Annotated in this window: 12 protein-coding genes, 1 tRNA gene and 1 pseudogene; 6 read left to right on the top strand and 8 right to left on the bottom strand. The window is 41.0% G+C overall.

The genetic code is table 11. The features are described 5' to 3' along the window. Positions 1-185: 185 nt before the first annotated feature. The gene (locus Q0X72_RS10230; protein ID WP_297764854.1) at positions 186-788 is read right to left on the bottom strand and encodes an acyloxyacyl hydrolase; all 603 of its coding nucleotides are present in this window, start codon (positions 786-788) and stop codon (positions 186-188) included. A 335-nt stretch (positions 789-1,123) separates the two neighbouring features. Here Q0X72_RS10230 and Q0X72_RS10225 point away from each other — a divergent pair, with 335 nt between their 5' ends. Continuing rightward, the gene (locus Q0X72_RS10225; protein WP_297764852.1) at positions 1,124-1,369 is read left to right on the top strand and encodes a hypothetical protein; all 246 of its coding nucleotides are present in this window, start codon (positions 1,124-1,126) and stop codon (positions 1,367-1,369) included. 66 nt (positions 1,370-1,435) lie between these two features. Here Q0X72_RS10225 and Q0X72_RS10220 read toward each other — a convergent pair. The 5 genes from Q0X72_RS10220 to Q0X72_RS10200 form a co-directional block, all read right to left on the bottom strand. Further along, positions 1,436-1,509, bottom strand: a tRNA-Asp gene (locus tag Q0X72_RS10220). A gap of 171 nt (positions 1,510-1,680) precedes the next feature. After that, positions 1,681-2,610, bottom strand: coding sequence for a DUF58 domain-containing protein (locus tag Q0X72_RS10215; protein WP_297764850.1), 930 nt, complete (start codon positions 2,608-2,610; stop codon positions 1,681-1,683). Positions 2,611-2,730: 120 nt separating this feature from the next. Further along, positions 2,731-3,048 carry a thioredoxin gene (gene trxA / locus Q0X72_RS10210; protein ID WP_297764848.1) on the bottom strand — a complete coding sequence of 106 codons (318 nt, stop codon included), beginning with the start codon at positions 3,046-3,048 and terminating at the stop codon, positions 2,731-2,733. Between the two features lie 99 nt (positions 3,049-3,147). Further along, on the bottom strand, positions 3,148-7,530 hold the full coding sequence (dnaE, locus tag Q0X72_RS10205) for a DNA polymerase III subunit alpha (protein ID WP_297764846.1): 4,383 nt from the start codon (positions 7,528-7,530) through the stop codon (positions 3,148-3,150). Between the two features lie 137 nt (positions 7,531-7,667). After that, positions 7,668-8,123, bottom strand: a complete 456-nt coding sequence (locus Q0X72_RS10200; protein ID WP_297764844.1) for a PA2169 family four-helix-bundle protein — start codon at positions 8,121-8,123, stop codon at positions 7,668-7,670. A gap of 280 nt (positions 8,124-8,403) precedes the next feature. Between Q0X72_RS10200 and Q0X72_RS10195 the strand changes: the two genes are divergently transcribed. Genes Q0X72_RS10195 through Q0X72_RS10185 form a run of 3 tightly spaced genes read left to right on the top strand, consistent with a single transcriptional unit; the run spans position 8,404 to position 10,451 of the window. Beyond that, positions 8,404-9,156, top strand: a complete 753-nt coding sequence (locus tag Q0X72_RS10195) for a 30S ribosomal protein S16 (protein WP_367180448.1) — start codon at positions 8,404-8,406, stop codon at positions 9,154-9,156. 14 nt (positions 9,157-9,170) lie between these two features. Further along, complete coding sequence (rimM, locus tag Q0X72_RS10190) at positions 9,171-9,704, top strand: ribosome maturation factor RimM (RefSeq protein ID WP_297764857.1); 534 nt, start codon at positions 9,171-9,173, stop codon at positions 9,702-9,704. A 33-nt stretch (positions 9,705-9,737) separates the two neighbouring features. Beyond that, a complete protein-coding gene (locus Q0X72_RS10185; RefSeq protein ID WP_297764841.1) occupies positions 9,738-10,451 on the top strand; it encodes a methyltransferase in 714 nt (237 codons plus the stop codon). 2 nt (positions 10,452-10,453) lie between these two features. Here Q0X72_RS10185 and Q0X72_RS10180 read toward each other — a convergent pair whose 3' ends face one another. Beyond that, entirely contained in the window at positions 10,454-11,344 is an 891-nt protein-coding gene (locus Q0X72_RS10180; RefSeq protein ID WP_297764838.1) for a dimethylarginine dimethylaminohydrolase family protein, read from the bottom strand. 124 nt (positions 11,345-11,468) lie between these two features. Between Q0X72_RS10180 and Q0X72_RS10175 the strand changes: the two genes are divergently transcribed. Together Q0X72_RS10175 and Q0X72_RS10170 are read left to right on the top strand one after the other, a co-directional pair. Then, positions 11,469-12,566: an aromatic ring-hydroxylating dioxygenase subunit alpha gene (locus tag Q0X72_RS10175; RefSeq protein ID WP_297764836.1), complete on the top strand. Its 1,098-nt coding sequence runs from the start codon at positions 11,469-11,471 to the stop codon at positions 12,564-12,566. A gap of 86 nt (positions 12,567-12,652) precedes the next feature. Next, positions 12,653-13,821: pseudogene (locus Q0X72_RS10170) on the top strand (acyl-CoA dehydrogenase family protein). A gap of 6 nt (positions 13,822-13,827) precedes the next feature. Here Q0X72_RS10170 and Q0X72_RS10165 read toward each other — a convergent pair. Beyond that, on the bottom strand, positions 13,828-14,772 hold a 945-nt coding region (locus Q0X72_RS10165), incomplete at its 5' end, for an aminoglycoside phosphotransferase family protein (RefSeq protein WP_297764832.1).

Here is a 14,772-nt window from a genome sequence, read left to right as displayed (position 1 = left end):
AATGCCCTGGATGCGGCTTTGACTTCTTTTGAAATAGAGCATAGTTATACTATTTATGAAGGAGGGCATGGAGATGATTGGAGTGAAGCAGATATACTAGACCTGCAGGAGCAGATAAGTGGGTTTATTGTTCAGTATCTTGTTATTGATTAATTGGAGTTTATGTAGTTTTTTATATAATCATTTTAAAACGTGTAATTAAAAGAATTGCGTACAAGGACGGACTTTTTTTTCTGAATATTCACCAGGATTCCGCTGCTAAAAATAAGATTATTGACCCCGGCATTCTTTTCCTTAAATCCGGCATTGCTCATATGTCTCATTGCCACTTTCACATTGATGAAAATGGTATCCATCAGTTTTAAAAGTAAACCAACAGCAATAGTATCGGAAAAGATAAAACCTTCTGCTTGCCGATCGGGGACCCCGGAAACAAAATGAGGGCCAAAAGCAATCATGAGATACCCATCCATCTTGTTGTGTATTATTTTATTGCTTAGTTGAAGTCCGGCACTTACTCCAAATTCGTATCCATAGTTTTTTGGTAGATCCATGGTTAATTTGTATTTGGTGACATTGTATTGAGGCAGTATTAGAAGGTCTAGGGCACCAAATTTTTTTTGCGCCAGTCTGTAGTTGTATTGTGCTTGAATTAATAGTACTTCATAATCGTGCTCAGAGTCTATTTCAAAACCTGCAATTTTTTGGTTACCATAGCCTATGTTAAGACCAGTGCGGTGTCGGTTATAAGCTGCTATATTTGGTTCCTGAGCTATAATAAGATTCATATCTATTAACAAGACAAGTATAAGGAAGCCATATGTACGATAGAACAGGTTCATTTATACATAAACAAATTAATGTTGGTTATATGTTCATAACCAGACATATCTAATAAGCTCTATAATTTATGGGGGAGAATCGGAATAAAATACTAGTGCCGATAGCGGAAATAGGGCTTTGAAAATACGTTATTCAATTAATATTAAAATAAAAAAAAGGATGAATGAATGATTTTAACTTCCCAATGTATTCATTTATTTATCAAAGCATAAAAACACAAGGAAAGGTAATGGGTTGATTATTAGATGCTTACAATTGGGTTAGGTGTTATGCATAAAGCATGTTTCCTCACACAGATCGGAAATCGGTCACTATAGCTATTGGGTTGGCCCTGCAAAAGCAAAGTCCGGCTAACTGCGTTAGCTCCGGATCTTTATTCCATTCTTTTGAATCAAGATTATCACGGGATTGCTTCCTTCATTTCACTTCGGAAGCGGCCCAAGAGGGTGGTCCTGCAGAGAAGCGTGCCCGAGCCCTTCTCCCTGCTACGCAGGCGAAGTATTTTTCCATTCCTTCGCCCATATGAGCAAGCTCAAGGGCTACGGAATGAAAAAACCCTCCGCACTTTCGTGCGAAGGGCTCTGCTTCTCTGCGGTCTGGACGGGACTCGAACCCGCGACCCCCTGCGTGACAGGCAGGTATTCTAACCAACTGAACTACCAGACCAATGATTTTGCTCGCTTTTAACGAACTCTGACAACAGTCAGATTAAAATCTTGTTACAATTACTTCTAAAAAGTAAACTTGTTCACCGAAGCACCTGTGAGGTGCGTTAGCGGATGCAAATATACGCTGCTTATTGAATTACACAAACTAATTTTTTAAAATAAAATGGGACTAACCAAATGCCTGCCTTTCTATCATAAACGTATTAAGTACCTTGGAAAAATCATCCTGTACATCAACCTCTACATATTTGATCTTGTATTTGGCGCAGGTCAGTTTTAATTTCGAAATAAAAGAAGCAACTTCTTTCTCATATGCTTCCTTAATGGTATCGGCATATACGTCTATATAAGAACCAGTTTCAACATCCATAAATCGTTTGGGAGTATTCTCAAAGTTAAAAGCTACTTCCGTTTCAGTATCCAATAAATGAAAGATCACAACCTCATGCTTATTATACTTCAAATGGCGCAGGGCATCAATTAATGAATCGTCTTCCTCATTGTTTTGAAACATATCCGTAAAAAGAAAGATAAGACTACGTCTTTTGAGTTTTTCGGCGATCTGATGAATAAAGGTATAGGTCCTGGTATCTGTTTCCGGTTTTTTTTCTAAACTCACCTCATTAAGCTTTGCCAATAACATTTGATGGTGGCGTTCACTTCCTTTCTCCGGCGAATAATGACTGTAAGTATCAGCAAAGATGCTTAAACCCACTGCATCCCGTTGTTTTTTCAGAATGTTCATCAAGGCTGCAATGGCCAATACCCCAAAGCCGATCTTATTCAGATTGTCTATCGTTAATTCTTTTCGTTCCGGGTAGTACATAGAAGCAGAATTGTCCAATATCATATGGCACCTCAGATTGGTTTCCTCCTCATAACGCTTTGTATAGAGCTTGTCTGTTTTGCCAAATAGTTTCCAATCTATGTGCTTTGTGCTCTCCCCGGTGTTGTAGATCTTATGTTCAGCAAATTCCGCGGAAAAACCGTGAAATGGACTTTTGTGAATACCACTGATAAACCCCTCCACTACCTGTTTTGCAAGAAGTTCCAAGTTTTGGAAGAGTTTTCCCTTCTGAAGTTCGCTATGTATTTTCACACCTCTAAGATACGGATATGTAAGCAAATATTATTGAATTTCTCATGAAGGGAGTCACCGTAAAAATCAAAAAAAGGCCCGGATTTCTCCGAGCCTTTTCCTATATGATTTAAAAGATATTTACAATGCAGCGTCTATCGCATCTGTGTATACCTTTTTTGGGGAAACCCCTACTTGTCTGTTTACGATCTCTCCGTTCTTGAATACCAATACCGTTGGAATATTACGAACGCCATATTTAGCTGCAAATTCCTGATTGCTATCCACATCTACTTTGCCTACAACAGCTTTTCCTTCATATTCAGTGCTAACCTCATCAATGATAGGACCTACCATTCTGCAAGGACCACACCAGGCGGCCCAAAAGTCGACTACTACTGGTTTATCACTTTTTAAAACTACCTCGTCAAAAGTAGCATCTGTTATTTCTAATGCCATGTTTTACTTTTTTACAATTATGCAAATTTAGTCAATTAATTACCTTTTTCATTACAAGGAACATATTCGTTTTACCTATGACGATATCAGGCCAGGCTATTAGTTGAGTTTGTAATGAACTTCTTTATTTTCCAAGGTTGCAAGCAACTCGCTGCTTATTTGCACCTTTTGCTTTCTGCTGGAAAGGGTCACCTTAATCTCGTCTTCCATCTCATAGACCGTAAATTGCAATGGGTGTTTCCCCTTATGCGATCTTAAGGTGTCTTTAAGATCCTTAATATGGTCTTCCCTGAGTTTATCAATATTGAGTTTAATGGTGAGTTTTTTAGCATAATTCTCCATTACCTCCTGTAAGAGCATAAACTGGCTATACTGTAATCTGGGATCTCCTTTCTTTCCGGTTTCGCGATTTACCCAGCCTTCCCTTACAAATACCTTTATAAAGACAAAAGAATTGATCATCAGAAAATGCCTGAATTTTAAATACTCTTCCCCAAAGAGCCTGAATTCAAAAGTGTCTGTGTAGTCTTCCAGGGTAAACGAAGCCCAGCCTTTCCCATTTCTTGAGACACGATGCTGCACATCTGTTATAACACCCGCGAAAGAAAGATCCCTGTTGAGCTGATCATTGAGGTTATGAAAAAAGGAAACGTTCGCATTGGCAAATGCTTGGATCTCAGCTCTAAAATCATCCAATGGATGCCCTGAAATATAAATGCCCACAACCTCCTTCTCTCGTCTCAATTTCTCCATGGTTCCCCACTCTTCGCAAGGCGGCACAACAGGCTCCGGGATCTGTACCTCACTGGCATCACCAAAGAGACTTACCTGTGATGAATTCTCATTTTCCTGAAACTTGGCACCGTATCGAATCACTTTTTCCAGGAAGGTTACGCCTTCCCCCTCTAAATGAAAGTACTGGGCTCTATGGGTATTGCCAAATGAATCGAATCCTCCTGCGAGGGCCAGGTTCTCAAAGGCTTTTTTATTGGCAGCCCGCAGATCTATGCGTTTAGCCAGATCAAAGACAGACCTAAAAGGACCATTTTCCTTTCGTTCTTCTACAATGGTCTCCACAGCAGAACGGCCAACTCCTTTAATGGCACCCATTCCAAAGCGCACTGCGCCTTCTTTGTTGACGGCAAATTTATAATAAGATTCATTAACATCGGGCCCCAGCACTTCCAATCCCATGCGCTTGCACTCTTCCATAAAAAAGGTGACCTGCTTAATGTCGTTCATGTTGTTAGACAACACAGCTGCCATATATTCCGCAGGGTAGTGGGCTTTCAGATAGGCGGTCTGGTACGCGATGTAGGCGTAGCAAGTGGAGTGACTCTTGTTAAAGGCGTAGGAAGCAAATGCCTCCCAGTCTTTCCATATTTTCTCGAGTACCTCCCGTGGATGTCCATTCTTTTCACCTCCATCGAGAAATTGTGGCTTTAACTTCTCTAGCAGTGAAAAGATCTTTTTCCCCATTGCCTTTCTAAGAATATCTGCTTCACCTTTGGAGAATCCTGCCAATTTTTGGGACAGAAGCATTACCTGCTCCTGGTATACCGTAATACCATAAGTGTCTTTCAGGAATTCTTCCATTTCAGGAACGTCATAGGAGATCTCCTCCCGCCCGTGTTTCCGTTCAATAAAACTGGGGATGTATTCCATGGGACCCGGCCTGTACAGGGCATTCATGGCAATAAGATCATCAAAAACCGAAGGTTTAAGTTCCTTTAGGTGTTTTTGCATCCCCGGGGATTCATACTGGAATATCCCAACGGTATCGCCTCTTTGAAAGAGCTCATAAGTGGTGGTGTCATCCAACGGAAAATCGTCCGGCACCAATTCAATTCCGTGTATGGCCCGGACAATCTTTACCGTATCCTTTATTAGCGTGAGAGTTTTAAGACCCAGAAAATCCATTTTTAATAAGCCCGCACTTTCTACGACCGAATTATCGAACTGAGTTACGTATAGGTCAGAATCCTTGGCCGTGGCTACAGGAACAAAATTGGTAATGTCATCCGGGGTAATGATCACCCCGCAAGCATGGATACCTGTATTTCTCAAAGAGCCTTCCAATACCCTTGCCATGTTCACAGTTTGGGCCTCAAGATCATCCCCTTCCGAAATATTCAATAGTTGATTTACTTTTTCGAGATCATCCGACCTGAATTTCTTGCGTAGATCCGCTTCTGGAACGGCAAAGATCTTATTGAGCTTGGACATGGTAGGAATAAGTTTGGCAATACGATCTGCATCTGGTAACGGCAGATCCAATACCCTTGCCGTATCGCGGATAGAGGATTTGGCCGCCATAGTACCATAGGTTACTATTTGTGCTACCTGATTGGCTCCGTATTTATTGATCACATAATCCATGACCTTCCCTCGCCCTTCATCATCAAAATCGATATCAATATCGGGCATTGAAACCCTGTCCGGATTAAGGAATCGCTCAAAAAGCAAATTGTATTTTAAAGGGTCTATGTTGGTGATCTTTAAACAATAGGCCACAACAGAGCCGGCTGCTGAACCTCGGCCTGGACCCACAGACACCTCCATATTTCGTGCTTCCCGAATAAAATCTTCAACGATCAAAAAATAACCCGGATATCCCGAATTTTCAATGGTTTGCAATTCAAAGTCTATTCGCTCCTTTATTTCAGGGGTTAAATCTGAATACCGCTTCTCGGCACCTAAATAAGTGATATGCCTTAAATAGGCATTTTCTCCCCGTTTACCTCCATCTTCTTCATCTTCAGATACCAAAAATTCTTCCGGGATCTCAAACTTTGGAAGTAGTACTTCCCGTGCAAGATCATAGGGTTCTATTTTATCTACTATCTCCTGAAGATTTAAAATAGCCTCAGGAACATCCTGAAATAAAGCCTTCATTTCCTCCGGTGATTTAAAGTAATACTCCTGATTAGGGAGGCCATAACGGTACCCCCTTCCTCGCCCTATGGGAGTGGCTTGCTTTTCGCCATCTTTTACACAAAGGAGAATGTCGTGTGCCTCCGCATCCTCTTTTTTGCAATAGTAGGTATTATTACTGGCCACTAATTTAATCCCGTGTTTTTGGGCCATAGTTATTAAAACGGGGTTTGCCCTGTTCTCATCGTCCTGATTATGCCGCATCAACTCTACGTACAGATCCTCTCCGAATAAATTGTGCCACCAAACCAAGGCCTCTTCAGCTTGCTTTTCGCCTAGATTTAGGATCTTGGAGGCAATTTCACCGTAGAGATTTCCCGTGAGAACTATAAGGTCTTCTTTATACTTTTCAACAATGGTTTTATCTATTCTGGGAACGTAATAAAACCCTTCAGTATAGGCCAGAGAAGCCATTTTAGCCAGGTTGTGATACCCGTTCTTGTTCTTGGCCAATAACACCATCTGATACCCGTAATCTTTCTGATTTTTGTTGAGGTGATCCTCACATACGAAGAATTCGCAGCCTAGTATAGGTAAGATCTCTTGCTGACTAAAATCCTCGCCATTCGCCTCTGCTTTTGCTTTCCTACTTTTTAACCCGGCATTATGCGCCTTTACTTCCTTCACAAAATGAAAGGCACCCATCATATTGGCGTGATCTGTCAGAGCTACTGCAGGCATATTATATTCTGCAGTGGAAGCTATAAGGTCCCTTATCTTGATAGTAGATTGTAATACCGAAAATTGAGAATGGTTGTGGAGGTGGACAAAAGTGGTATCCTCTAAACTCTCAATATTGGCTTTGATCTCTTCCTTAGAGATCTCTGGTGTTTTTCCTGCATGTTTTAATTTTAATGCTGCGGAAGCTTCCTTCAGATTACGGTGAGTTAAGCCCAGCAGCGCTATCTCTGTTGGATGGAGCTTGGTAAATTCCTCAAAATAATCGGGTTGTACTTTTAATTCTTCTCTTGTGAATGACCTTCTCCTCACTAATTCAAAGAAACACCGGCATGTTGCCTCCACATCTGCCGCGGCGTTGTGGGCTTCTGAAAAAGGTTCATTAAAAAGGAATTCATGAAGTTCTGTTAAGGTTGGGAGTTTAAATTTACCACCCCTTCCTCCGGGAATTTGACATAGGAGTGCAGTATCTTCAGTACAGGTATCCAACACAGGTAAATTTGCCAGGGAATTTTCAACTCCTGAACGGTAGAATTCTGCGCCCATGATATTAATATCAAAACCTACATTCTGACCTACCAGAAACTGTGTCCTATCAAGTACTTCTTTAAAGAGATTTAATGCTTCTTCCAGAGGAATTCCATCATTCGTTGCCAATTCAGTGGAAATTCCATGAATCTGTTCCGCATCGTAGGGGATGTCATATCCTTCAGGTTGAATTAGAAAGTCTTGCTGTTCTATAAGATTCCCCATCCTATCATGCAACTGCCACGCCAACTGAACACAACGAGGCCAGTTGTCTACGGCTGTAACAGGGGCATTCCAGCGTTTTGGTAATCCGGTGGTTTCGGTATCAAAGATCAGGTACATAGAACTTTTTTAGGATAGAAAGATAAGGGTTAAAATTATGGATTTACGCCTGGTTTAGAAAGCCGAGTTTTTAGGAGTTATCAACCATAAAAAAATCCGGATAACTCCGGATTTTTTTTACTCAATTGTTCTGTGTTTTAGGAGACTATTTCTTCATACATTTTGGAGGTTTCCAATGCGGACCTTATGGCCTCTCTTTGTTTAAAGAGTAAGTCACTGGTTGAGCTTGGCAAGATCCATTCTTTGTTATCCAATATATCATTGTATGACTTTAAGATTTTTTCCTCTCCTCGTTCTACCTCTTCTAACATTCGTTCGGTTTCATTCGGACTTATGGTTGTGATAAAGTTCATCCAGGCTCTGTGAAAATCTCCTTTGATGCTACCGCTATCCTCTGGCAATTTGCCATATTCTATAATCTCGGATTTTAATTCATGTCCGAAATTGTAGCGCTGATTAGCTTTATCCTTCAGGAACTTTTTAATGGCCGGATTTTCAACTTTCTCCGCCGCCAGATTATATCCACGCTTTGCGTCGTAGGTAAGAATTAGTAAATCATTTAACTTGTTTGAAATTTTTTCAGTGTACTTCATTAATCTATCTTCATTTTTAATTATGTACTGTTGACTTTCAACAGCTTTATATAAGATATAAGAATATCACGCAAAATCAAGTAAATAGGGGACTTTAGCAGCTTTTTAACGATAATTCTTAAAAAGTGTTAAGGCATATTTAGCTATAATCTGCACCTTAAATCTAAAAGGCAATTTTATGGTAAATTAAATAGAAAGTGTATATTTGCACCCTCTTATAAAATAGAGAAAATAAAGAATTAATAACCGAGGGTCGGGAACCCTGCAAAATTAATGTGATATGCCAGTTAGAATTAGACTTCAAAGACACGGAAAAAAAGGTAAACCATTTTATTGGATTGTTGCTGCTGATGGCCGTGCGAAACGAGACGGAAAATTTCTTGAAAAATTAGGGATCTACAATCCTAATACCAACCCTGCCACTATTGAGGTGAAGGTGGATGAATCTGTAGAGTGGTTAAATAATGGAGCACAGCCTTCTGAAACCGCAAAACGCATTTTATCTTATAAAGGTGTTTTATTAAAACATCACTTATTGGGAGGTGTACGAAAAGGTGCCCTTACTGAGGAACAAGCAGAAGAAAAATTTCAAGCCTGGGTAGCAGAGAAAGAAAAATCAGTTGCTAAGAAAGAAGAAAATCTAAGCAAAGCACAGCAAGAAGAAAGAAAGAAAGCACTTGAGGCAGAAAAAGAAGTAGCCGAGAAGAGAGCTCAGGCTATAGCAGAAGCTGAATTACCGGAAACTTCGGAGGCTGTACCCGCCGAAGAAGAAGTAGCTGCCCAGGAAACAGCTCCTGCGCAAGAAGAATCTGTAGCACAAGTTGAAGAGGCGGTTGAAGCTCCGGCAAAAGAAGAAGCTGCAGCTGAAACAGCTCCGGAAGTTGTGGCAGAAGAAGCTGCTCCTGAAGCTGCTGTCGAGGAAACTCCAGAAGTTGTCGCAGAAAAAGCTGCTCCCGAAGCTGCTGCCAAAGAAACTCCGGCCGCAGAAGATACCCCTGCTGAGGAAGCCAAACCTGCCGCAGATAAAAAGTAATGGGAAACCGATTGATGCGTAAGGAAGATTGTTTCTACCTGGGCAAGATCGTTTCAAAATATAGCTTTAAAGGGGAGGTGCTGATCAAACTAGACACCGATGAACCAGAGCAATACGAAAATTTGGAATCAGTATTTATTTCATTAGGGAATAATCTGGTTCCATTTTTTATTGAAAGTAGTTCGTTACACAGATCTTCCTTATTGAGGGTACGCTTTGAAGAGATAAAGGACGAGTCCGATGCGGATCGAATCTTAGGTTCTGAGCTCTATTTGCCGATGGAATTGCTCCCCAAACTTAGTGGTACTCAATTCTATTATCATGAGGTAATAGGTTTTACCCTTATGGATAGCGTGTATGGAAATATTGGAGTCATTACAGGTGTTAATGATTCGGCTGCGCAAGCACTTTTTGAAGCTGAAAAGGAAGGAAATCAATTACTGATCCCCATCAATGATGAGATCATTTCCCGCATAGACCGTCCTAATAAAACTATACATATTACGGCACCGGAAGGTCTCGTATCCCTGTATTTGGATATCGAATAGTAATTCAATTTCAGAACCACATAATTCTACTCCTTGGAAACACCCTTCCAATTCAAACAATTTGCAGTACATCAGGATAGGTGCGCTATGAAAATAGGAACAGATGGAGTGTTATTAGGTGCCTGGGCTCCCTTAGATTCTGCTCCACATAGTATTTTGGATATTGGCAGTGGTACTGGCATTATTGCACTTATGCTGGCACAAAGAAGCAACGCCCAGGAGATAGATGCCCTGGAAATTGAACCAAATGCCTATGAACAGTGCGTTGAGAATTTTGAGGCTTCTCCCTGGGCAGATCGACTTTTCTGTTATCACGCTTCACTAAAAATATTTGTTGAAGAAGTAGAAGACCCGTATGATCTTATTGTTTCTAACCCTCCATTCTATAATGAAGAAGTTACTAGCGGGGATAGACCCAGGGATATGGCCAGGCAATCTAGTGCTTTACCTTTTAAAGAATTAGTGAAGAGCGTATGCACATTATTATCTCCAAATGGGATTTTTGCCACAGTCATCCCTTTTAAGGAAGAAATATTATTTGTGAATTTGGCGGAGGAAGTAGGCTTGCACTTACAAAAGGTAACCCGTGTAAAGGGCACTGAGAATGCTGATATAAAGCGCAGTTTGCTATCATTTTCATTCCATAAAAGTGTGGTAGAAGATGATGTATTGGTGATAGAACAGCAACGCCATGAGTATACTCCTGCTTATGTTGCTCTTACCAAGGATTTCTACCTAAAAATGTAATCTCAAAGTCGTCTTTTGACAGGACGTGTAAGGCAGGTAGGTCCGCCCCCTCCTTTAATACAGATTTCATGCCCCGAATAGGTAGTTACTTTGCATCCAGAGGCCATTAAGGCTTGTTCTGTTTTTGGATTCCCTTTTACCATGATACAATCTCTTGGAGCCACAGCCAGCACATTACTTCCTAAAGTATCAAATTCATTTTCCGGTACCTCAATTAGTTCAAACCCCCTTTCCAAAAGTTCATTTCTAAAGGTAATGGGCATTAAAGGTGAATAGACCACCGCCAAATTGGAATCTACCGGACTCAATACTGACATAAGATGGAAAACATCGGTCGGACCTCTAAAATGAGGTAATTCTACAACCAGTACATCTATACCCAAAGGGATTAAGAGTCCCTTTAATTGTTCAATTCCCGCCTCATTTGTGCGGTAACTATGCCCCACAGCCAGGGTATTTGTGTCTAACCATGCAACATCGCCTCCTTCTAATGTACCGCGTCCTTCTATACTCCCTAAAATAGGTATACCTGCCGCTTCGTAAACTTTTCGTTGGGCTTTTGGCTCAAAAGAACGCATTGCTTTTCCCATGTTACACAAGATCATTCCATGATCTGTAGAAATGGAAGCATCCCTGCAATAAAGAGCATCTAAAGAAAGGGATTTGTCCTCTGAAAAATAGTAAACATCAGGATGATGTTCTCCTAAAAGAGATTTAAAATTGGCATACTCCTCCACTGCCGTTTTAAAGACTGGCGATGAGAGGTAGTTCAACGCTTTCCATTGGGTAGCGATTTTAGCAGCACCCATAAAGGCATTGGTCACTGGGTTTATAAAAATTGAATCAAGTGGAAGATATTCGGAATGCGCGGTGAGTGCTTTCGTATCTTTCATTGTTCTTTGGTGTATTTCCATTTTATCCAGATGCCTCGTTTATTCTTGTCATTGGTTAGATTCATATAAAAGGTGGATTATCCTCAAGAATTACATAAATTTAAATGTACAAATTAAAAGAAGAGTGGCTAAAAAATTCAACATCGACCAGGAGATCAGTAAAGCCAGCACCCTTCCCAGCAGTTTTTATAAAGACCCAGCCATCTTTGAGGACATAAAGAACAAGATCTTTTATAGATCGTGGCAGTGGATCGGTGACGTCAATAGTGTAGATTCTTATGGCTCAGCCCATCCTTTTGTCCTTCTTGAAGACTTTTTGGAAGAGCCTATGGTACTTACGAAAGATAAAGAAGGAGAGATACACTGTCTTAGCAATGTCTGCACGCATAGGGGAAATCTGGTTATAGAAGAAGCCGGTACCTATAAGAAAATGATCTGTGGGTATCACGGACGTAGATTTGCTCTAAACGGCCACTTTGAGCATATGCCCGAATTTAAAGAGACAACCAATTTTCCAAGGCCGTGTGATAACCTTCATGAATTTCCTTTAAAACAATGGGGTCCGTTCCTATTTGCAGGGCTGTCAGCGGTATTCGATTTTCAAGCTGTGATCGATATCATGAACGAACGAGTTGGTTTTCTTCCTTTTCACAAATTCACTCACGACGCTAAAAGAGACAAGGATTATTTTATCAATGCACATTGGGCTTTGTATTGTGATAATTACCTGGAAGGCTTCCATATTCCTTTTGTGCACGATGACCTAAATGCGGTGCTCGATTACGGGAATTACGAAACCATCCGCTACGATTATTGTAACGTACAAATAGGATATGCTGAAGGGACGGAAGATGTTTTTGAGCTTCCTGAGGGCCACATAGATCATGGGAAGGATATTGCAGCCTATTATTTCTGGGTGTTCCCCAATATGATGTTTAATTTCTATCCCTGGGGACTTTCCGTAAACCTGGTGCAACCTATAGACCTTAATCGAACTAAGGTCTCCTTTATGACCTATGTGTTAGATCCTTCAAAGCTAGATAAAGGAGCCGGTACAGGGCTGGATAAGGTGGAAATTGAGGACGAGGCCGTTGTGGAAGGGGTTCATAAAGGAATACGATCTCATTACTACCAGGCTGGCAGATTTTCACCTACACGAGAACAAGGAGTGCATCATTTTCATTCCCTTCTGGCGCAATTCATGAACCAGGATCCCGGCTAAAAATTTGTAAAAGCACGAAGGAATATCTCTTTAATAGCATTGATTTGTTTTAGCCCTTTAAGTACCTTTGACAAAAATAATACAGTATGAGGCCCGATCTTTTTGAAGCACCAGATTACTACCAATTAGATGACTTGCTAACTGACGAACATCTGTTAATACGCGATGCGGCAAGGCAATGGGTGAAACGCGATATTTCCCCCATCATTGAAGAATATGCCCAAAAAGCAGAATTTCCAAAACAGATTATAAAAGGATTGGCCGAAATAGGGGCTTTTGGTCCTTATATTCCTGAAGAATACGGCGGAGCAGGTCTTGATCAGATCAGTTATGGACTTATAATGCAGGAAATAGAACGGGGTGATAGTGGCGTGCGATCTACCGCTTCTGTGCAGTCTTCTTTAGTGATGTATCCTATTTTTACCTATGGAACTGAAGAACAACGTAAAAAGTATTTACCAAAGTTAGCCTCCGGTGAATTGATGGGATGTTTTGGTCTTACCGAGCCAGATCACGGATCAAATCCTGGTGGAATGGTGACCAATTTTAAAGATAAGGGCGATCATTTTCTACTGAATGGGGCCAAACTTTGGATCTCTAATTCTCCTTTTGCAGACATTGCGGTAGTATGGGCAAAGAACGAGGAAGGACGGATCCACGGCCTGATCGTAGAGCGTGGTATGGAAGGATTTTCTACCCCGGAAACACACGGCAAATGGTCTTTACGTGCTTCGGCTACAGGAGAACTAATTTTTGACAATGTAAAGGTCCCGAAGGAGAATATACTTCCGGGCAAAAGTGGTTTAGGAGCACCCTTAGGGTGTCTAGATTCTGCTCGCTTCGGAATCGCCTGGGGTGCTATAGGGGCGGCCATGGATTGTTATGATACGGCCCTTCGTTATGCAAAACAACGGGTTCAATTTGGAAAGCTACGCAATTGCAACAGAAAAAACTTGCTGAGATGATCACTGAGATCACCAAAGCACAATTATTAGCCTTCCGTTTGGGTCAATTAAAGAATGAAGGAAAAGCCACTACGGCACAGATCTCCATGGCAAAGCGGAACAACGTGGAAATGGCAATCAACATTGCCCGTGAGGCCAGACAGGTATTAGGAGGAATGGGCATTACCGGGGAGTACAGTATAATGCGCCATATGATGAATTTAGAATCTGTACTAACCTATGAAGGAACCCATGATATTCATTTATTGATCACAGGAGCCGATATTACGGGCTTTCAAGCCTTTAAATAAACAAGCTTAGTTTTCCAGGATCCTATTAACGGAATTGGCCAATTCTTCCTTTTGATCTAGCGTCTTTTGAGCCACGGTAAACAGGCTCATACTCCGGTTTAGATTTTGGTCAGGATATCGTATTTGGTAATAGACATCATTCTTCAAATAATCAGTCAAAGCACGTAATCCATGCAAGAAAGGCATTAGCACCGCTCCATAGGGGAGTGCTTTTTTTTCTGCAGTGGAAAGTTCAAGGCCACTTTCTTTGAGGCCTTGTAGGAATGCATCGGCCATCTTAAGATTAAAAGAAATTTTATTCAGATCTAGTTCATCTTCCTGACAAGGATTTGCAATAGTTCTTATGGCGTCGCCAAAATCGAAATGAAAATACCCCGGCATAACCGTATCAAGATCAATCAGGCATAAAGCTTTCCCCGTTTTTTTTGAGAATAGGAAATTATTGAGCTTGGTATCATTATGGCAAATACGTAAGGGTAGTTCTTGTGGAAGATCTGTTCTTATTTTGTTCAGTGTGGACTCAGCAAATAAGATCCATTTCTTAGCCTTCTCTGATCTATCTTTGGAAGCATTCTTTATGGCCTTATGAAATTCGGTCACTCGCTTTTCCAGGTCGTGAAACCCTGGAATGGTTTCTACAAGAGCATTTTCAGGAACGTCTTGTAGTGATCGATGGAAGATTCCCAGTATTCTTCCTGATTCATTGGCAACCTTGAGATCATTGGTAGTATTGTAAGAAATACTATCCGGGATATAGGTCATAAGTCGCCAGTATTCTCCATCCATATCCTTGTAAAAAGGGGTTCTTGCCTTGGTTGGCATCAGATCTATGGGGGTGTATCCTTTTTGGTTTAAAAAAGGCAATATGGCCTCCAAATTTTGCATTAAACCCTCAATATCCTGAAAAACGTGGCGATTAAGGTGTTGAAGTAGATATTTAGGGATGTCCTT

Source organism: uncultured Muriicola sp. (genome assembly GCF_947258935.1).
Classification (GTDB): Bacteria; Bacteroidota; Bacteroidia; order Flavobacteriales; family Flavobacteriaceae; genus Muriicola.
The sequence above is the reverse complement of the archived record's forward strand: the minus strand, read 5'-3'. Positions and strand labels throughout refer to the sequence as shown.